Genomic DNA, 19,500 nt, shown 5'->3' on the forward strand with positions numbered 1-19,500 from the left:
AGTCTGATAGTTGTGATTGCTCACTCGTTTTTAATCTTAGATAGTAGCGATAAAAATGCAGCTCATTATATTAGCTAATATTATTAGTTAATAATTTAGTTTCAAGGTGAGTAAGATGAAAAGATGGTCTGAAGACAAAGCGTGGCAATGGCAACAACAACATGGATGGTTACGTGGATTTAATTACTTACCAAGGACGGCTGTAAACTGGAACGAAATGTGGCAAGCAGACTCATTTTCACCAGAAATAATGGAACAAGAGTTGGCTTGGGCGAGAGAGGTTGGCTACAACACGCTGCGTACCAATTTGCCTTTCATTGTGTGGCAAGTCGACCGCCAAGGACTGCATGAGCGCATTGATCATTTCTTAGATATTTGTGAACGAAACCAGATTAAGGTAATGATGACCCCAATGGATGATTGTGGATTCTCCGGTGACCATCCGTATCTAGGTCAACAAAAAGCCCCCGTCCCTGACCTGCATAATAGCCAAGCTGCGGCCAGCCCAGGTCGTAATGTTGTTATGGATAAGTCACAGTGGGGTGACGTTGAAACTTACATCCGTGACATTATCTCGACTTATAAAAACGACCCGCGTATTGCGATTTGGGATCTGTACAACGAGCCTACCAACCGTATGATTTTTACCACCAATGGTGAGCTAGCTTACGATGAAGAAATGGAGACGTTTAGCCACGAGTTGATGGAAAAAGCGTTTGAGTGGGCGCGCGATGTGAACCCGACTCAGCCCCTAACGGTGGGTGCATGGCATTGCCCTAGTATTCTCGACCGTAGTTTGCCTATTTTTGAGCATCCAACCGATCGCCGAGCGATGGAGCTATCGGACATTATCACTTTCCATGCTTATCTTCCGTTGGATTTGTTCCATGAAGCGCTGAAAGTTGTGCAAGCGCACAATCGCCCGATGATGTGTACCGAGTGGTTAGCACGTCATGCACAATCTTCCTTACATGAACAGCTGCCAATTTTTAAAGATAAGAATATTGGCTGCTATCAATGGGGATTAGTGAAAGGTAAAACACAAACGCACCTTCCTTGGCCTGAAATTAAACGCAATGACGTTAACTATGCCAGTCAGTGGTTCCACGATCTGCTTGATGAGCAAGGACAGCCATATGATGCAAGCGAAGTACAGTTGATTCAAACACTCGCAGAGGTGGAATAACTGTCATTTAGCCGGCCTAGAGAAAAAGGTCGGCTTCTAAACTAGAATTAAATCAATCGAGACGTGAACAATGACTACTATAAAAAATAGATTGAACAATAGAGAGCTGATTTCTTATTTCGGTTATGGCGTGGGCCAATGCTTTAGTTTTGGCTTGGTTGGCTCGTTCATCTTGTACTTCTACACCGATATTCTCGGTATTTCGCCGATTGCTGCGAGTACCATATTTCTTATTGCACGAGTGTGGGATGCTGTTAATGATCCGTTGATTGCTGGCTATATGGATACGTTAGAATCTCGCTTCGGTAAGTTCCGTCCCTACATGTTGTTTACTCCGTTTTTGATTGTATTGGTGACCATCGCTACCTTCTATAATATCGATGCGGACATGTCGACTAAAGTGATGTATGCGGGTATCACTTATATTCTGTGGGGTACCCTTTACACCATCTCTGACGTGCCATTTTGGTCAATGTCGTCGGTGATGACTGATGAGCCTCAAGAGCGTGCCAAAGCAGCAACGTGTGCCATGTTAGGTGTTAATGCTGGTATTGGCGCAACGCTAGTTATTTTTCCTAAATTAAGCGCATTTTTTGCTGATGGTCGTGCTGATCAAGGTTACTTACCTGCTGTTATCGTATTGATGGTGGCAGGTCTGCTGTTTATGCTGAACGGTTTCTACAATACCAAAGAGCGTATTTCGACGGCGAGCTGTGAAAAAGTAACACTGAAAGATACTTTTCAAGCGGTACGTAAAAACAAGCCATTATTCTTCATCTTGGCTGCATTCTTTATGAATGTGTTCTTCAATCTAGTTAATGGTTTATACATTTTCTTTTTCACCTACAACATGGGCGATGCAGGTTTAGTTTCATTGATTGGTACTATCACTTTAGTCAGTGCTATCGCGTGTTTAGCGACGCCAATCCTAACTAAACGTTTCAAGAAGAGAGATATCTTTATTGCGCTATGTGTGTTGGAAATTATCGCACGTGTTGGTTTTTATCTAACAGGTTATGACAACACAACGGTGGTGATGATGTGGCTGGCAGTAGTAACGGGGCTCTTTATGATGACTAACCCGCTTATTTCAGCGATGATTGCAGATACCGTTGAATACTCTTACTACCATAGTGGTAAGCGTACAGCAGCGATAACTTTCTCTGGCCAAACATTTACAGGTAAATTCTCCGTTGCGGTAGCAGGTGGTTTAACAGGTCTGATCCTGACAACTATTGGTTATGTTCCAAATGCGGACCAAACAGAAACAGCATTGAATGGCATGTTCTTTTGTATTGCTTTACTGCCGGCTTTAGGGGCTTTGGTACGTATATTTATTATGTCTCGTTATACCTTTACTGAAGACCAGCATGCAATTTTACGCGAAAAACTTGAGCGTGGTGAGTTTGCTGAAGGGGTTGTTGATAAGTCAGGAATTACGCACAAAGCGACGTCTTAGTTGTTGAGGTTATTACCACTCATTGCATCCTAGAAAACAGCGCCTAAATTGGCGCTGTTTTGTTTTAACAGGTTTCGTTTATTAGCTTTCAGGAGAGCTATTAACGTGGCTCAAAAGCCAGCGACTGAATTGCTTCTTCAATCGTTAGGAAGTGGATCTTCATCAGGCACACTTCAGCTTTTTGAAACTCGTGGTTTCGAATCAGCTTGGTCACGCTTTCTACTGAATATTGCTCAGGCCGTTTCGCTAGAGACAGTTGATTTGATATCGATTGAAGTGCGTAGCTGTTACCCTCTGAATCAATGAGGTAATCATCTTCACCCAGGATCATGTCTGAGCATTCTGCCTGAAAATCGTTCTCGGATGCGACGTAAATAAGCTCATCATCACCGTCGAGTTTTACCAAAGATGGCCAACTGATCATTACTGCCCTTTCTATGTGCTGCTTACTGCTTTTAATAGTGGTGACGACAAGCAATTATATAAAAGTTATCGTCATCTGCTTTATACACTAATCGATTCTTGTCATCGATTCGTCTTGACCAAAAGCTAGACAGGTTGCCGACTAGTGGCTCCGGCTTTCCAATCCCTTCAAAGGGCGTTCTTTTGGCGGCTTCAATCAACTTATTTAGTTTCTTGAGCGTTTTCTTGTCTTGGGTTTGCCAGTATAGGTAATCTTCCCAAGCATTATCTGTAAATACAATCTTTCGATCATTCGTCATTATTCAATTCTCGAACGGTTGTATTTCCGGCTTCGAGTTGAGCAATAGATTCAGCCAATCTTTCAGCGTTTTTAGGCGAGCTCATAAGGTACAAGGTTTCTTGCATTGAATTAAAATGATCAAGAGACATGACCACTGCATCTTCTGAATCTCGTCTGGTTATTACCGTAACATCAGAATCGTCTACCACTCTATCGAGCACAGACTTAAGGCTATTTCTGGCCTCAGTAAAAGAAACAATATTCATCACTTATTTACCCTGTTGTTTTTGGATATGTTTAATCTTTCTATATACACAGAATAGTTAATCATTCATGAATTAACTATTCTACATGTTCCGCTTGTTGTACATGTTATATCAGAGCTTACACATGGTCAACTTATGGTACATGTCATTCATTGTAAATATGCAGAGAGTTACTGACTCAAAATGCTATTTACTCAAAGATCGGCCTAATGGTGCGAAGTAACCTTGCAGGGCTTGGTATATCTGTTCTCGGTGCGCCATATCAGGATACACGGGGTACATATCAGGCTTGGTTGTGCCATCCACTAGATAAGCGTTCTTGATATCGGAACACGATTCAATCACGGATTCAAAAGCGCGCGCCATCATCTCTGTGGGTAGTGAGAAGTAACGGGCAGACATCGCTTTGTCGGCAATCACACTGCGAGCCACATAATCGTGTTTGTCCAAGTTATTGTCGCTAAGCAGTGTGGCATCAAACAGAGACATCAAACTTTCGTTTAATGGATGAGGTCGCACCGTTCTATCGTGCAACCAACAGTCGCTGGCGAACAGGATCTGCTTGCGAGGGCCAGAGGTATCGCCGATTTCAAACGCTTTCTCAGCGATATAGTGGTCAAATGCATGCCAAAACTCGTGAGCGAGCGCGCCAGCTCCGGCATTCTTCGCGAGGGCTAATTCTCGTTGGTTCGGGGCATAGTGTGCTTGTACGCCTTTTCTGCCGCCACTGCCGAACGCTAAGCCTAATGTGCCGCGAAGGCCAATCGCCTCTGGTGGCAAAGCCAAGATGTAAGCCAAGTCGGCTAGCGAATCGAATATCAGATTTGCGGCCAACTCTTTTTCTTCTTTCGTCACCCAAGCACCCACACGAATGCTGCCCATACCGAAGGTTTGTTTGATGTCCATGAATGACACCTGATCGCCATGTCGGTAGTCTGGGCCTTCGCGCGTTTTGTATTTAAAGTGAGTTAACTTCAAAAGGGTCCTTGGAAACAGACGTAAGAATGAATAGTGTGCTCAGTGAGATGCGCCTGTGTGAGATGCATCTCTTGGAATTAAAGGACGTTAGCACTTTTGATAGCAAATTGCCGAACAAAATTAGTTTAGATTGAGTTCGAAAGCTTCCCATGAAGTTGGGTTACCTTCACGAGTGAGTGGAAAGAGTGGCTGTTGTGGTTTTGCATAGCTTAATCGGTGCAGTCTTTGAGTTACGTGGTAGCTATCAAGCCCTGATACCGTGACCAAATCCAACGCTTCTAAATCAAGGTAGCCATCCGGCATCACGGCGCGTTTGGGTGCGTGAATCGTTATAACTTCACCGATCAACATTTGCGTTTGATTGCTTTCGATTGTTATCTGTTCTTTGAACGCTAACCCTATCTTTAAACTGCTCTCCAAGACGAAGGGAGCGGGGAATGTGTCGTCATAATAGGCCGTTAAGCCGACCGCGTTGAATTCTGAGACTGGTTTAGGGTAGCGAGCCGAGGTTTGATGGGCCTTTTTAACAAAGTCAGCACCAATGCTGTTAACGGTGAAGTACTTAGTTTCTAGGATGTTTTCTAGCGTATGACGTCGGCTTTTATCTGGGCGAACAATAAAACCAAGCAGCGCGGGATCAGACCCTAGGTGAATGACAGAGCTCACTATCGCAAGGTTTTCAAGCCCCTGTTTATCACAAGTACCAATTAGGTTGGCGCTTTTAAATCCAGATAGGGAGTTAACCAAACGAATGCGGTGGCGCGGGTCCATTGTTTGGATATCTTGTTTAGAAAGGGTCATGTCCTTCATATCTTCTCTTCTTCTCATTTATTGTTATCTTCGAGCATGCTCACTAACGGACTTATATGTACGAAGAATCCGCTTTTATCGATCAAAGAGCGCTTATTGGCCGTGGGCAGTTTGTCTCTTTTATCTCTGCTACAGCACAATGAACGAGATCCTTTGCATAGATTTACGTACGTTGACGTCCCTTTACATCACAGGAGCTAAAGTAATGATGTCGTCTTTATGAGTGTTAACAAATGAAAACAGTCCGCAATATCATTTGGGCAATGATTGCCACAATGTCAGCCTTTTGGTTTGCGATGGAACCGCAATTATTCGCTTCAAGCGATGTCTTTGAATGGCGCTCAGCCATGATTCAGTACTCAGGTATTTTGTCTCTGGTGTTAATGTCCATCACAATGATCTTGGCGATGCGTTTGCCTATGGTTGAGAATTGGCTGAAAGGTATGGATAAAGCATATCGAGTCCATAAATGGCTCGGTATCGGTGGTGTTGCACTGGGTGTGACACACTGGTTGTGGTACCAAATACCTAAGTCATTGGTGGTGTCTGGTGTGTTAGATAAGCCTGTTCGACACGATGGTTCAGGGCCGCAAGCTGTTTTGACTGGATGGGAGTTATGGGTCAATGAATTACGCGGTATTGCTCAGAGTATTGGCGAGTGGGGCTTCTACTTGTTGCTCATTTTACTGGTGGCGTCACTATGGGCGGCAGTGAAGTACAAACCGTTTAAATTGTCGCACCGTCTGATGTCGGTTGCGTACCTGTTTATCGCTTTCCACTCAGTAATCCTGCTTAAACGAGCGTATTGGGGAGAACCTATTTATTATCTAACTGTGGCATTTGCTTTGGCTGGGTCTATCGCAGCGATTTACAGTTTGTTGGGCTTGGTTGGGCGTCGTAATCGTCACTCAGCGACGATTATCTCGACTCGCTATTTTCCACAAGCTGAAGTGATGGAGCTGGTGTTAAAACCGGAGGCATCTTGGCAAGGTCACAAAGCTGGGCAGTTTGCGTACTTGCGTTTCGGTAATGAAGACCCGCATCCGTTTACCATTGTTTCTGGCAGTGATGATCCAGAGCTGCGCTTTTTGATCAAAGAGCTGGGTGATTTTACTAATGGCCTATATGAACGAGTGAAAGCGGGCGATGCGGTTACGGTTGAAGGACCCTATGGTCGACTTTATTTTGACCTAAGCAAGCCACAAATTTGGATTGCTGGTGGTGTCGGGATAGCGTCGTTTTTTGCAACACTTGAAGCGCTCAAAACAGAACGAGATCATCCTCGTATTCAACTGTTTTATTGTACTCGCGGTGTTGATAAGCAATTAATCGATGAGTTGTGGCACCTAGCACACGCGGTTGGTGTGAAGTTGACCGTGATAGATACCTTGCACTCACCGCGGCTAAACGCCGGAAGAATTGTCAATCAATGTGGCGACCTCAACGAGTACGAGATGTATTTCTGCGGGCCGGAGTTGTTCTCTACATCACTGAAAAAAGAATTAGACACCTATCAATTTGATATTGAAAAGCACTACCACGAAGAGCTGTTTGTGATGCGTTAAAGCCAACTATTGGAGCTGTGATTGTTAAATTAGTCAATCGGCACAGTGTAAAAAGGCGTAAAGTCACTCAATTTGTTATTGCAGCGGTTTGCTATTGAGCGATACCATATAGGGCTGTTTCTTTGGTAAAGATGTAATTATGTCAGATGAAAAACTCGCACTCGAATGGATGCGCCAACAAGCTCATAAAGTTGACCCATACGTTATCGATCCATCGTTTGATGAATGCGTTGAGTTGCTTGATCCTGCCTTCAAGAAAGGCAAGAGTGTTGCTCAACTCAAGTATCTGTTATCAGAAGCAGATCGCCGAGCGGGCGCGGCAGAACGTAAGCATGCGGCTTTAAAATACGCCAAAGAGAAAAGCCCAAATGCTGGTCAAATCTTGCGACTGCAAAGCAAGCTTCAACAAGTTCAGTTGGCTCTCAAGCTTGCCACTGGCGATAACAATATGACCATATCTCAGTTCTGTTCAGAGTATGACGTGACTAAGCGTGACGGCAATACGGCATGGAATGAAAAGTTGGTGGAGCAGGGGAAGAGAAAGTAGCGATCTCTATTTCTATTTTTTGATTTAGTCGTTTTTCTATTGAACTTTAAATCATGCTCGCAGAGCCGTTAACTCGGTATCTTGAACCCCAATCATTGATATGCATTGCCGTGGTTTGAGCGCGGCGTATTGTCTCAACGATGCCCTCATTATTTTGGTGACGCACTCATGAACCTCTCCCAGATTGACCTGAATCTTCTTTTCGTTCTTAAGCATTTACTCGAAGAAAAACACGTCTCTAATACCGCAATGTCTCTGAACATGAGCCAGTCTTCGGTAAGTCGTACGCTACAAAAAATGCGTACCTTCTTTGATGATGAGCTGCTGGTACGTAAGAAGTATGGCTATGAGCTGACCCCAAAAGCAGAGTCGATTAAAGACGATATCAACACCGTTATTACTAACCTGGAAAAGTTGGTTCATAAGCAGTCGTTTGACCCAAGCAAGGTTGATAGTACTGTGAAATTTTATGGCTTACTGCCTCAAATTAATACCTTAATGCCCAAGGTGATCGCTAAGATCCGCAAAGAAGCGCCGAACATGATCGTGAGTTTAGATTCTGCGCCCAAGCGTCATTTCGAAGCCTTGGTCGCAGGTGATGTGCACTTTGCCTTATCTTCGCATCAGCCGCCTTCTGCTGAGCAAAATATCTATCGTATGACAGTGGCGAAACAACACTGCAAGAGAACTCAGACTCGGGCAATTCATATCAAAGCCAAGTGCATCTAGCGGGCCCTCTTATTGATGGCTTGTTGAGTGCTTCTTTCTCTGGTTTATATCAAGAGCGTAAGGAAGATGAGATTCTTTACGGATACGGAGGCAAAACATTAGAGAGTTACCGTGGCGCACTACACTTGACGCCTACGGATGACGATACTTTCTCGTTTGATTACACCTATCACGATCAAGAACGAGTGACGACGGATGGAAAATCGAAAACCACAGATTCTGAGCGTGTGAACAATCGTCAATCATTGGGCCTATCTCACTCAGGCAACTACAACTGGGGCTCGGGCACTTCATACATCAACAATGAAACGGTTGAGAATGAAGGCGGAGAAATGGAAGTGGAAAACCTGACTCTGAACTCACAATGGTCTATGCCTGTGCTTGAGGCGCACTACCTAACTATCGGCTTCAACTATACACGTCAGGAGCTGACAGATTCTGCAGAAGATCATGTCTTCAAAAATAACCAATGGTCACTGTTTGCGGAAGATGAATGGTACATCACCGATTCTTTTGCTCTAACAACTGGCCTCAGATTTGATCAAAATGACGTGTTCGAGTCTCATCTGAGCCCTCGCGTTTATGGTGTGTGGAGTGTCGACTCATATTGGACAGTGAAAGGCGGTGTTTCAACGGGTTATCGAGCACCAGGCTTAACTGAGATGGAAGCGGGTTGGGCGCAAGAAAGTTGTGGTGGCGACTGCTCGGTTTACGGTAATCCTGATCTAAAAGCCGAGACGTCAGTGAACAGTGAAATGGGCGTGTACTTTGTTGGCGATGCCGATTTAAGCTCGAACATCACCGTATTCTACAGTGACTTTAAAGACAAGATCGACAAGAAAGAGCTGAGCACTAACTGTGGCCGACGTGGTTGTGATTCTACCTACGTGAACATTGAAGACGCGATTACTTACGGTGCTGAATACACGATAAACAAAGGCATTACTGAGGCGATTTCTGTCGGTTCGACGTATACCTATACACATACTGAGAAGCAGTCTGGTGAAGATGAGGGTAAGCCACTAACACAAGTTCCTGAGCATTTAGTTACCGTAAATGCAGATTGGCAAGTACGTGATGATGTCCAATCTTGGATGCGAGTGACATACCGTGGCAAAGAGTCAGAACCGACAACGAGTAGTTCAAGAACACAATACGAAGCGCCATCAATTACTTATGTTGACTTAGGTGCCAACTGGTATGTGCAAAAGAACCTTAAGGTGATGGCTGGTATCTACAACCTATTTGATGAACAAACCGATTACGAAGAGTTTGGCTACGTTGAAGATGGTCGTCGTTACTGGTTAGCAGCAGAAGCGTCATTCTAGATAAGAGGTTCATAATGAAAAAGATAACAAAATTACTGATGCTTTCATTTGTTGGATTATCGGCTGCTAATGCTAATGCTAATGCTAATGCTAATGCTAATGCGGTATACACAGTAGAAAAGGACATCTTGTTTAAGACGGTAGAAGCACGAGAGATCAAGCTTGATCTCTACCTTCCCAAAACAGAAGCAAAGGTTGATGGAAAATATCCGTTGCTCGTTTGGGTACATGGCGGTGCGTGGAAGCGTGGCACTAAAGACGATATTCCGACTAAAAACCCGTTGTTGCTTAATTCTGTTTTGGATGAAGGTTATGCGTTGGCTGCGGTCGATTATCGTTTAAGTGGCGAAGCAACTTTCCCAAAACCAGTCGCGGATATTAATGATGCTATTAACTATCTTCATGACCATGCTAACAAGTACAATCTTGCCGCCGATAACGTGGTTATGATGGGGCGTTCAGCTGGTGGTCATTTAGCGGGATTGGTCGGCGCAAGTAATACGCACGGTGACATTAGCTTTTACTCAGAACCTAAGTATCGAGTGGCTGGAGTTGTAAGCTTTTTTGGCCCGACGGACCTGCTGGAACTAGGTAATAAAGGGAACAGACCAACCAGTAAAAAGTCGTCGGTGTCACGCTTTTTAGGTGATATCCCGAGTGAAGTACCAGAGCTAGCGGCACAAGCTTCAACGACCAGTTATATAAACAGTGATGCTCCGCCTTACATTCAGTTCCATGGAACACTGGATAAGCGAGTGCCTTTAGCGCAAAGCCAGATCCTCAAACATGCTTTGGACAAGTACGGCATTGAGAATCAGCTGTTTATCGAGGAGGGTGTTGGTCATAGTGCTCCAATTTTTGATACCGATAAGTATGTACCGCATGTGATTGCGTTTTTAAAGCGACATTATCCAATTAAATAATCTCTACTTTTGTGACGTTACAACGCGCTAGAAAGCATTCATTGAGCCATTTAAAGCCAAGTTGATCACTAAGGTTCAACTTGGCTTTTTTATTGGAAGCTTTCATAAGTATCTGGATTCATTTCTAACTTCCCTTTTATGATTCGATCGTCATTTATTAGATCGAACAAAACCGTGTTCACCTTCGATAATTGAGTTGTTTATCAGTTAAAGGTGGTGGTTATTGTATGTTTCATCACGATTTGTTCATAACTGACTCTAGCTTATCGACGACCTTGATAAAGGCTTCAATGTGCGCGATACACTATTTTTCGCCCATTAATCAATTTCACTTGTGACAAAGTTATCAGAATTATGCATTTTCGGTAACGTTCCCGAAATTATCGATCTATCATCCACTCAGATACAAAAGTGAAGTAATCAACACGACTGATTTCTAATTCTTCTTCGATATAGAGCTTATACATCAAAAGTATAAGCCGAAATGTGCTTACGAATTGTTTTGGGAACGTTTGCAAATAATCCAAAACAATTAACGTGAGAACATCAGAATGAAACGACACATTTTAGCGGTTGCTGTAACAATGGGGCTAATGACTACATCGGTATTAGCAAGTGAAGACGTTGCAGCATTAGAGCAACGTATTAATGAATTAGAACAAAGGGTTGCACAAACAGAGCAGGTCTCTACCGAGGCCAATGAAAAGGCTTCTTCGTTTGAGTTTCACGGCTATGCTCGCTCTGGGTTATTGATCAACGACGACCTAAACGGCGCGACAGGTACTGGTCCTTACATGACAGCGGCGGGTGCCATTGGAGCTCCAATTGGACGTCTTGGTGTTGAAGATGATCATTACGTTGAAGCGAACTTGATTCATAAGCGATTTGCAGACGATGGCTCTAGTGCTTTGTTTCGCATCATGTTGGCCGACAGTACTGAGACAAATAACGAGTGGACTGCCAGCGAAAGCCAGTTGAATGTGCGACAAGTGTATTCAGAACTGAACCGTCTGACCATGTTCTCTGAATCTGAAGCGTTTTCTGAAGCAACGTTTTGGGCGGGTAAACGATTCGATCGCGACAACTTTGATATTCACTTTTTCGATTCGGATATTGTCTTCTTATCAGGTACTGGTGCGGGCGTTTATGACGTTCAGATGAGCGACAACTGGAAAGCGAATTTCTCTATTTATGGCCGAGATTTTGGTGAGATTGATAGCTCGTCAACAGATGTAGAAAACTACATTGCAACCATGAATAACCGTATTGGCCAATGGCAAGTGATGTTGAGCGGTATGACCTCAGCAGACAACGATAGCCGCCTAAATGGCGCAGCTGAAAGCGGTGTACACGCAATGTTTGCGTACCATGGAGACAACTTCTTTGGTCTGAGCGAAGGCTTCTCTAAAACGGGTATGTTAGTGGGTAGTGGCCTAGGTGCAGAGCTAAAAGGCATCGGTTCAAATGGTGATCTACTGGATGACGCGAAAGCCGTTCGCCTGTTTAGCTACGGTGTCACTCGCATTGGCGACAACTGGCGCTTAGCACCTGCATTAATGGCAGAGCATAGCCAAGACCGTTTGAAGAAGAATGACGAGTTCACATGGGCTTCTTTAAACGTTCGATTAGCTCAAGAGTTCACAGAGAACTTTGAGATGGTTTACGAAGGTTCATTGCAATACATGGATTTAGACAACTCGACAGAGCAAGCGAGCGGCGGTTTCTACAAAGCGACAGTTGCACCAACACTGAAGCTTTCAACTAGCACTGGTTTCTTTGATAGGCCTGAACTGCGTTTCGCTGTGAGCTATGTGGATTGGAGTGAAGACCTGAATGGTTACTCGATTAGCACTGAAGCAGATGCTGCAACGATGGGAGAGGGCGGCGAGGTTCTGTTTGCACTGCAGATGGAAACTTGGTTCTAATTGCTTGATATATCGTTTAGATAGAGAGTGTTACTCATGATGTGATAGTCGCATCACCAAATGCCAACCTTATCGTTTCAACTCGAAGGTTGGCATTTTTTATCTTGGGATAACCTGATCTCTGAAATAAATCGCTAGCAAGACTCTCGGTCAATAGTGGTGAAGGTCAACACCATCTTGCTCATTTCAAAGCCTTTTTTCTCAATACGGTCGAGTAGCAGCTTGGCTCCATTTTCTCCCGCTTTATCAAACGCATAGTTAAACGTAGACAGCGTTGGTGTGCATACTGAAGCAAGTTCATCATCACCCACGCCGAGTACCAAGACATCCTTTCCTGGAACGAGGCCCGCTTCTTGAATTGCTCTGATCGCACCGATTGCGATACGGTCAGTGGCGCAGAATAGGCCGTCGAGCTTGGTGTGCTCCTTGAGATACTGCTTCGCCAGTTGGTAACCTGATTCTATGGTGAAGTCGCCACGGGCGTGAAATTGCAGTGTGAGGTCGTTAAATTGAAGCGATTGAGCGAAGCCTTCCGATCTCATCTTATCAACCGCAATATCATCACCTTGCACACCGATGAATCCCATATGCTTACAAGCTTTCGCTATGAGGCGATTACCCGCTTCAAACCCTACGCGAGTGTCGTCGTGCACAATGCTTGGGATGTTAAACATTGACCCGTCTTGACCAACCAATACCACGGGTACGGCAGAGCTTTGAATCGCTTTGACTAATTGGTTGTCGAGGTGGGTCGCGTACAGGATGATGCCTTCAACACGCTTCTGGTTAAATATCTGAATATATTCAAGTTCTTTATGGTGTGTTTGGTGTGTGCTCGCTAATAATACATGCTTGCCCGCTTGCTCTAAGACGGCGGTTAAACCATCGACACCCTGAGAGGTGGCATGGGAAGAAACCCTAGGAACAATCACGCCAACCAGGTTGGTTTTTTGGGACTTTAAGTCTTTAGCGACTTGGTTTGGGAGATAGCCACACTCTTCAACCGCTTTACGCACCTTCACCTTGGTCGCGTCTTTTACGCCATACTCATCATTGATTACTCTTGAAACCGTCGACTTGGAAACTCCAGCGAGACGAGCGACATCATGAAGACTAGCCATTATTCATTATCCAATTGTAATTTTAGTTTTGGGATTGTTTGCAAACAGAGCATCAAATTTACCTGTTATTAGGGGATTTTAACCCTGTCTTCTTATCCTAGGGAGATAATTTGAAGATCATTCTCACACTATTGAGCAGTTATCTTTGATCATTTGTTATTTCTAGGCAAAAATTTGTTTTGCAAACGTTCCCGAAAATTCAAAAGCTCAAATGATAATCCAATGGGGTATGTAATGAATTATCCAAAAATAGCAAAAGAGCTGCTTTCTCTATTAGGTGGTAAAAGTAATATCACCGCACTCGCACACTGCGCGACTCGTCTGCGTCTTGCGGTTGCAGACCAAGATAAAATTGATGAACAGGCGATTGATAACCTAGAAGGGGTTAAGGGCCAGTTTAAAGTGGCAGGTCAATATCAGATCATCTTTGGCTCAGGCATCGTAAACCAAGTTTATGCTGAGTTGGCTAAGCTGACTGAAATGACGGAAATGTCGACCAACGATGTGGCGTCTGCAGGTGCTGACAACCAAAATATCCTGCAACGCGCGGTGAAAGGCCTGTCTGATATTTTTGTACCAATCATTCCGGCGATTGTTGCTGGTGGTTTGTTGATGGGTATCTACAACCTATTGACGGCTCAAGGCTTATTCATTGATGGCAAATCTTTAATCGACGCTAATCCGGGTTTGACCGACTTAGCAAACATGATCAATACATTTGCTAATGCTCCTTTTGTGTACTTACCTATTTTATTAGCATTTTCAGCGAGTAAGAAGTTTGGTGGTAACCCATACCTTGGCGCGGCTTTAGGTATGTTGATGGTTCACCCAGACTTGCTTAACGGCTGGGGCTTCGGTGGCGCATCAGTGTCGGGCAGCATTCCGGTTTGGAACATTTTAGGTTTCGAAATCGAGAAAGTAGGCTATCAAGGTTCAGTACTACCCGTTCTTGTTTCTGCGTTTATTCTAGCGAAAGTTGAGCTTGGGCTGCGTAAAGTTATTCCTTCGGTTCTGGATAACTTGCTAACGCCGCTATTGGCGATTTTCATAACTGGTTTGTTAACATTCACGATTGTTGGTCCATTTACTCGTGATATCGGCTTCCTGCTTGGTGACGGCCTAAATTGGTTATACAACAGTGCTGGCTTCATTGGCGGTGCGGTGTTTGGTTTGATTTATGCGCCGTTTGTTATTACTGGTATGCACCATAGCTTTATCGCGATTGAAACTCAGTTGCTTGCGGATATTGCAACAACTGGTGGTACGTTTATCTTCCCTATCGCGGCGATGTCTAACGTGTCACAAGGTGCAGCGGCACTGGCGGTTGGTTTCATGAGTAAAGATAAGAAAATGAAAGGTATCGCGATTCCTTCTGGTGTGACCGGTTTGCTTGGTATTACTGAGCCTGCAATGTTCGGTGTGAACTTGAAGCTTCGCTACCCATTCATTGCTGCGGTTTGTGCAGCTGCGGTTTCAAGCGCGTTTATCACTATGTTCAATGTGAAAGCACAAGCATTGGGGGCGGCGGGTATTCCTGGCATCATCTCAATATCGCCGGAAAAAATTGGCTACTACGTGGTAGGTATGATTATCGCGTTCGTGACTGCCTTTGCTCTGACCGTTGTTTTAGGTTTACGTGAGAGCAGCAAGCAAAACATTAAAACAACAGCTTAACGTTTATCCCTAGAAGTGAAGCCCCCCTTTTCACTTCATTTCCTAAGCTTTGGGGTGCTAGCTAGGTGATTTGGCTTAGCTAGCCTTTTTATATTTTTACATGACAGCGTGAAGTTTCACCTTGCTTTCGGTTGCTACTGCTTTCGGTTGTCATGATTTTCAGTTTTAAGGTAAGAAAGATGAATCAAGTTTGGGTAACTGGAGACGCCGTCGTCGACCTCATTCCGGAGTCTGACTCGACATTATTGAAATGTCCGGGCGGAGCTCCTGCTAATGCCGCGGTAGCGATTTCTCGCCTTTTAGGCAAAAGCGCATTTTTCGGCCGAGTGGGTAACGATCCGTTTGGCACTTTTATGGAAGTGACTCTGCAAAAGGAAGGTGTGAATACCGAGCGTTTGGTGAAGGACCCTGAACAACGCACGTCAACCGTGGTGGTCGATCTTGATGACCAAGGCGAGCGTAGCTTTACGTTTATGGTTAAGCCAAGTGCCGACCAGTTTATGTCTGTTGAAGACATTCCCGAATTTAAGAAAAACGAGTGGCTACACGTCTGCTCGATCTCTTTGGCTAATGAACCAAGCCGAAGCAGTACCTTCGAAGCGATCCGACGTATGAAAGCCGCGGGCGGTTACATCAGCTTCGATCCAAACCTTCGTGATGAAGTGTGGCAAAACCCATCTGAAATTAAGTCTGTGGTCATGAAAGCGGTTGAATTGGCTGATGTGGTTAAATTCTCAGAAGAAGAACTGGATTTCTTAACCGATTCAACTTCGATGGAACAAGGTTTGGCTAACATTGCAGATCTTAACAACACGCTTGTTCTGGTTACGCAGGGCGCGAAAGGCGTTTGGCGAGTATTTGAAAACCAAGGTGTGTTGATTTCAGGTCGCTCAGTGACGCCAGTGGATACCACGGGTGCAGGCGATGCTTTTGTTGGCGGTTTGCTTGCAAAGCTTTCTCAAGATAATGAGTGGAACAATCAACAAGTCGTCGATTCTGCAATTCAGTGGGCGAATGGGTGTGGTGCACTGGCGACCACGCAAAAAGGCGCAATGACCGCACTTCCAACGCAAGAAGCTCTTACTCAGTTTATTCAAAAAGACTCTTCAAATACGAATGCCGTAGAGGAGAGTGTATGAGTTTGAACTCGAACTGGACAGTAGAGCAAAGATATCGCCGTATAGAAGATATTTCTCTAGAGAGTATTGATGCGATGGTAGAGCTTCGCAAACAAGACTCTGGCTATCCAAGCTACCATATTGCGCCTAAGTTTGGTCTGCTTAATGATCCGAATGGTCTGTGTTTCTTTAATGGTGAACACCACCTTTTTTACCAATGGACGCCAGTTGGCCCCGTCCATGGTATGAAGTACTGGTACCACCTTTCTACCAAAGACTTCGTTCATTTCGAAGACCACGGTATTGGCTTGCACCCAGACCAAGATTACGACTCTCACGGTGTTTACTCTGGTGGTGCATTGGTTGAAAACGACAATGCATTGTTGTTTTTTACAGGTAACAAGCGCGATGGAAATTGGTTGCGAGTGCCAACTCAATGTTTTGCCAAGATGTCTGCTGACGGCAAAATAGAAAAGCACGGCGTGGTTATCGAAAACGATCACTACACCGAACATTTCCGAGACCCAAAAGTGTGGAAACAGGGCGGCGATTATCTGATGGTTGTGGGTGCTCAAACGCCTCAAAATACTGGCTCTATGGCGCTATATTGCAGCCGAGACCTGATGAATTGGCAGCACAAAGGTCCAATTCAAACTCGTTACAACAACCTTGGCTATATGTGGGAATGCCCAGATTTCTTTGAAATAGAGAATCAGTCGGTGATGCTGTTTTCTCCACAAGGTGTGTCTAGCGAAAATCCATACGATTTCAAAAATATCTACTCGGTGGCTTATATCGTCGGTGACCGCCTAAATCTCGATTCGGTAGAACTGGAAAACCACCAAGATATTGCGCAGCCAGATTATGGCTTCGATTTCTATGCACCACAGACTTATTTAGATGATACAGGCCGCCGTATTCTGATTGCTTGGATTGGTCTACCTGAGATTAATACACCATCTAATGAGTATCAGTGGGCGGGCATGTTGTCGTTACCACGCGAACTTCAAATCCAAGATGGCTATCTTGTTCAGTCTGCTTTACCTGAATTGAAAGCGCTACAGGGTGAAGCTGTGGTGGTTGAAAATGCTCTTGAATTGGATACAACCAGCTTCATGGTTGAGCTCGAAACTGATACTGACGAGTTTGAGTTTACACTTGCTAACGTTGCGGGTGATAACATCGTGTTCAGTGCTACAGAAAAGGAGTTCATGCTTGATCGCAGTAAGATGTCTCAGCTCTACGCGGAAGAGTTTGGCTCAGTGAGAAAAGCACCGAGGTTGAGCACCAAGCAAACCATCGAGGTTTATGTTGATAAGTCAGTGATCGAAATCTTTATCAATGGCGGTAAGCACACAATGACCAGCCGTTTCTTCATTGATGACTTGAGTTCATTGTCGATGACTGGTGACGTGAACACCGTTTATCACTCGATGAACCCAATTAAAGGGTTGGACAACTAACCTCCGCTTATCTCCATCAAGAAAGCCGCTGATCAACAGCGGCTTTTGTTTGGTCTGCGACATCACTATTGTGCTAACTCTTTGACCTTGTCCATTCCCCGTAGCCCTGAATCTCAAGTCCATTTAGAACAAACAACCAACGCTAAGGTCGAATGTTATTGAAACTGACCTTCTGCGTTCCGTCATCTTTATTCAATAGCTCCACCACATCGCCTTGATAGTAATACGGTTCCATTGGCATCTCGCTGTTGGTCGGCCTTGCGTAATGCAATACTGCTGGCTTCGCGTCAACTTGCTGAGCGAACAAATAGCCAATCAGCGCATGTTCAAACTGGTGATAACCGTTGCCCCAATGGAAAGCTTTGGTGCGTTTTGGGTCAAGCCCGACACCGCCGTATTTGTGGTCGACCCATACATCATGAAAGGTCGGTAACGTGTATTGCAGGACGTCTTTCATCGAACCATCGGCAAGTGAAACCGTCATTGCTGCTTGATCAAGTTCCGCCCACTCCCATGATGAAGCCCACTCACTGTGCGGTCTGCTTTGCCAGCCAGTTATCTCTTGTCCTTTCCAGGCTTTCTGAAGTTCCTCGCCATAATATTGGGAGACACTCACGAACTCTTTCTGATATTGCGCCTGATCCAAAGTGTATTTCATACCGTCTAAACCAAACTCTGACCATTCAGAGTTATTCAATGTTTGGCCTGTAAGGTAAGTCATCCAATACGCTTTGATGGTGTGTCCAAAATCATTGTGATTAGCATTCGGCATCATCGCTGCTTTATCGTGAATTGCACCGTAGAAGCGTTGTTCATCTTCAGAATGGTATTGGTCAATCATGGCTTGCGTGAGCCAGTTTAAGTCATCAAGCCATTTTGATTTGATGGGCTCTTTGAGCAGAGGAGCGACTAACAACAGGTAGCCGTTTATTTGATCAAGTTGCGCAACCAGTTCACGTCGTTTTGCACTGCCATCTTCACCGTCGGCGAGTACCCAAGCAAGACCGCTGTTGTCGCTAAGTCGATATTTATCAAAGATAAAAGCTTGTTGGGCGATGAGTGCTTCTTCTACCTTTTTGTCTTGGGTCAGGTAGTAGTACATGGCAAGGCCAACTAATGCATACGCTTGATCTTGAGAAGTACGCTGCTGCCAATTCTGGCCTACTTTTCCCTCTTTTGTGTAGCCGATAAAGCCGCCGTTTTGCTTATCTTCTAGCTGATCAATGATGTAGTAGGCTCCTTGCTTGGCAAGCGCTAAAGCCTGCTTATCGCCACTAAGGTGGTAGAGCACGCCATAGGCATAAGTTTGACGTGACTTCATCCGCGTAAACTCTTTGCCAAAGTGTGGCGTGATCCAGCCTTTGTTTAGTTCATGGCACACATCAGAAACATCGAGCAAGGTACCGTCATCACAGCGGAAAGTAGGGAAGTTTCCTACCGGTTCTCCTTGAGCGCTAGGCATTAACCAATAAGGTGCAAGCCCTTCAGTCGCATGGTTGAGCCACTCTTCTCCAGAAGGAAGATGGGCGTTGGCAGATACGGCGAAGCTAGTAATACTGAGTAATGCGATCGTTGCTCGTAACATGATGTTTATCTTAACTATTTGAATTTATTTGAATATAAACAATCACATCTGCACATTGTGATTAGGCGATCACAATCGACCAAATTAATAAGGTTTAGATAAAAGCTCACAGACTAGTGA

General features: G+C 44.6%; 17 protein-coding genes and 1 pseudogene. 11 read left to right on the top strand and 7 right to left on the bottom strand.

Annotated features, from left to right (window positions below; genetic code table 11):
- The first annotated feature begins 115 nt into the window (after positions 1-115).
- Positions 116-1,186, top strand: a complete 1,071-nt coding sequence (locus tag A6D97_RS16370) for a cellulase family glycosylhydrolase (protein ID WP_017064984.1) — start codon at positions 116-118, stop codon at positions 1,184-1,186.
- Between the two features lie 70 nt (positions 1,187-1,256).
- Positions 1,257-2,645 (top strand): MFS transporter, encoded by a 1,389-nt coding sequence (locus A6D97_RS16375; protein ID WP_065584826.1) that lies wholly within the window; start codon positions 1,257-1,259, stop codon positions 2,643-2,645.
- A gap of 100 nt (positions 2,646-2,745) precedes the next feature.
- Here the strand turns inward: A6D97_RS16375 and A6D97_RS16380 are convergent, their stop codons facing one another.
- The 5 genes from A6D97_RS16380 to A6D97_RS16400 form a co-directional block, all read right to left on the bottom strand.
- Positions 2,746-3,069, bottom strand: a complete 324-nt coding sequence (locus A6D97_RS16380) for a DUF4144 domain-containing protein (protein ID WP_017067464.1) — start codon at positions 3,067-3,069, stop codon at positions 2,746-2,748.
- Positions 3,070-3,100: 31 nt separating this feature from the next.
- On the bottom strand, positions 3,101-3,367 hold the full coding sequence (locus A6D97_RS16385) for a Txe/YoeB family addiction module toxin (RefSeq protein WP_017061615.1): 267 nt from the start codon (positions 3,365-3,367) through the stop codon (positions 3,101-3,103).
- Positions 3,357-3,614: a type II toxin-antitoxin system prevent-host-death family antitoxin gene (locus A6D97_RS16390; protein WP_017061616.1), complete on the bottom strand. Its 258-nt coding sequence runs from the start codon at positions 3,612-3,614 to the stop codon at positions 3,357-3,359. The genes A6D97_RS16385 and A6D97_RS16390 overlap by 11 nt, the downstream gene beginning before the upstream one ends.
- Before the next feature lie 186 nt (positions 3,615-3,800).
- Complete coding sequence (locus A6D97_RS16395) at positions 3,801-4,592, bottom strand: CLCA_X family protein (RefSeq protein ID WP_017061617.1); 792 nt, start codon at positions 4,590-4,592, stop codon at positions 3,801-3,803.
- Between the two features lie 120 nt (positions 4,593-4,712).
- A complete protein-coding gene (locus A6D97_RS16400; RefSeq protein ID WP_017061618.1) occupies positions 4,713-5,402 on the bottom strand; it encodes a flavin reductase in 690 nt (229 codons plus the stop codon).
- Between the two features lie 233 nt (positions 5,403-5,635).
- Here A6D97_RS16400 and A6D97_RS16405 point away from each other — a divergent pair, with 233 nt between their 5' ends.
- From A6D97_RS16405 to A6D97_RS16430, 6 genes and pseudogenes are all read left to right on the top strand, one after another.
- A complete protein-coding gene (locus A6D97_RS16405; RefSeq protein ID WP_017064979.1) occupies positions 5,636-6,967 on the top strand; it encodes a ferric reductase-like transmembrane domain-containing protein in 1,332 nt (443 codons plus the stop codon).
- Between the two features lie 139 nt (positions 6,968-7,106).
- Positions 7,107-7,514 (top strand): hypothetical protein, encoded by a 408-nt coding sequence (locus A6D97_RS16410; RefSeq protein WP_017061620.1) that lies wholly within the window; start codon positions 7,107-7,109, stop codon positions 7,512-7,514.
- A gap of 168 nt (positions 7,515-7,682) precedes the next feature.
- Positions 7,683-8,189, top strand: a pseudogene (locus tag A6D97_RS16415) (LysR family transcriptional regulator); the annotation flags it as partial.
- Positions 8,190-8,233: 44 nt separating this feature from the next.
- Positions 8,234-9,571: a TonB-dependent receptor gene (locus tag A6D97_RS16420; protein WP_346393667.1), complete on the top strand. Its 1,338-nt coding sequence runs from the start codon at positions 8,234-8,236 to the stop codon at positions 9,569-9,571.
- Between the two features lie 14 nt (positions 9,572-9,585).
- Entirely contained in the window at positions 9,586-10,494 is a 909-nt protein-coding gene (locus A6D97_RS16425; RefSeq protein WP_065584827.1) for an alpha/beta hydrolase, read from the top strand.
- A 551-nt stretch (positions 10,495-11,045) separates the two neighbouring features.
- Entirely contained in the window at positions 11,046-12,419 is a 1,374-nt protein-coding gene (locus A6D97_RS16430; protein WP_065584828.1) for a carbohydrate porin, read from the top strand.
- A 134-nt stretch (positions 12,420-12,553) separates the two neighbouring features.
- Here A6D97_RS16430 and A6D97_RS16435 read toward each other — a convergent pair whose 3' ends face one another.
- Positions 12,554-13,540 (bottom strand): LacI family DNA-binding transcriptional regulator, encoded by a 987-nt coding sequence (locus A6D97_RS16435; protein ID WP_017067468.1) that lies wholly within the window; start codon positions 13,538-13,540, stop codon positions 12,554-12,556.
- A gap of 234 nt (positions 13,541-13,774) precedes the next feature.
- Between A6D97_RS16435 and A6D97_RS16440 the strand changes: the two genes are divergently transcribed.
- The 3 genes from A6D97_RS16440 (at position 13,775) to A6D97_RS16450 (ending at position 17,795) form a co-directional block, all read left to right on the top strand.
- Complete coding sequence (locus A6D97_RS16440) at positions 13,775-15,214, top strand: sucrose-specific PTS transporter subunit IIBC (RefSeq protein WP_065584829.1); 1,440 nt, start codon at positions 13,775-13,777, stop codon at positions 15,212-15,214.
- Positions 15,215-15,393: 179 nt separating this feature from the next.
- The gene (locus tag A6D97_RS16445) at positions 15,394-16,353 is read left to right on the top strand and encodes an aminoimidazole riboside kinase (protein ID WP_065584830.1); all 960 of its coding nucleotides are present in this window, start codon (positions 15,394-15,396) and stop codon (positions 16,351-16,353) included.
- Positions 16,350-17,795, top strand: coding sequence for a sucrose-6-phosphate hydrolase (locus tag A6D97_RS16450; protein WP_017069759.1), 1,446 nt, complete (start codon positions 16,350-16,352; stop codon positions 17,793-17,795). Before A6D97_RS16445 ends, A6D97_RS16450 begins: the two co-directional genes overlap by 4 nt.
- 142 nt (positions 17,796-17,937) lie before the next feature.
- On the opposite strand, the gene A6D97_RS16455 is transcribed toward A6D97_RS16450, so the two are convergent.
- Positions 17,938-19,380, bottom strand: coding sequence for an N-acylglucosamine 2-epimerase (locus tag A6D97_RS16455; protein WP_065584831.1), 1,443 nt, complete (start codon positions 19,378-19,380; stop codon positions 17,938-17,940).
- Positions 19,381-19,500: the final 120 nt, after the last annotated feature.

The organism is Vibrio sp. ZF57 (assembly GCF_001691235.1).
GTDB classification, from domain to species: Bacteria; Pseudomonadota; Gammaproteobacteria; order Enterobacterales; family Vibrionaceae; genus Vibrio; species Vibrio crassostreae_C.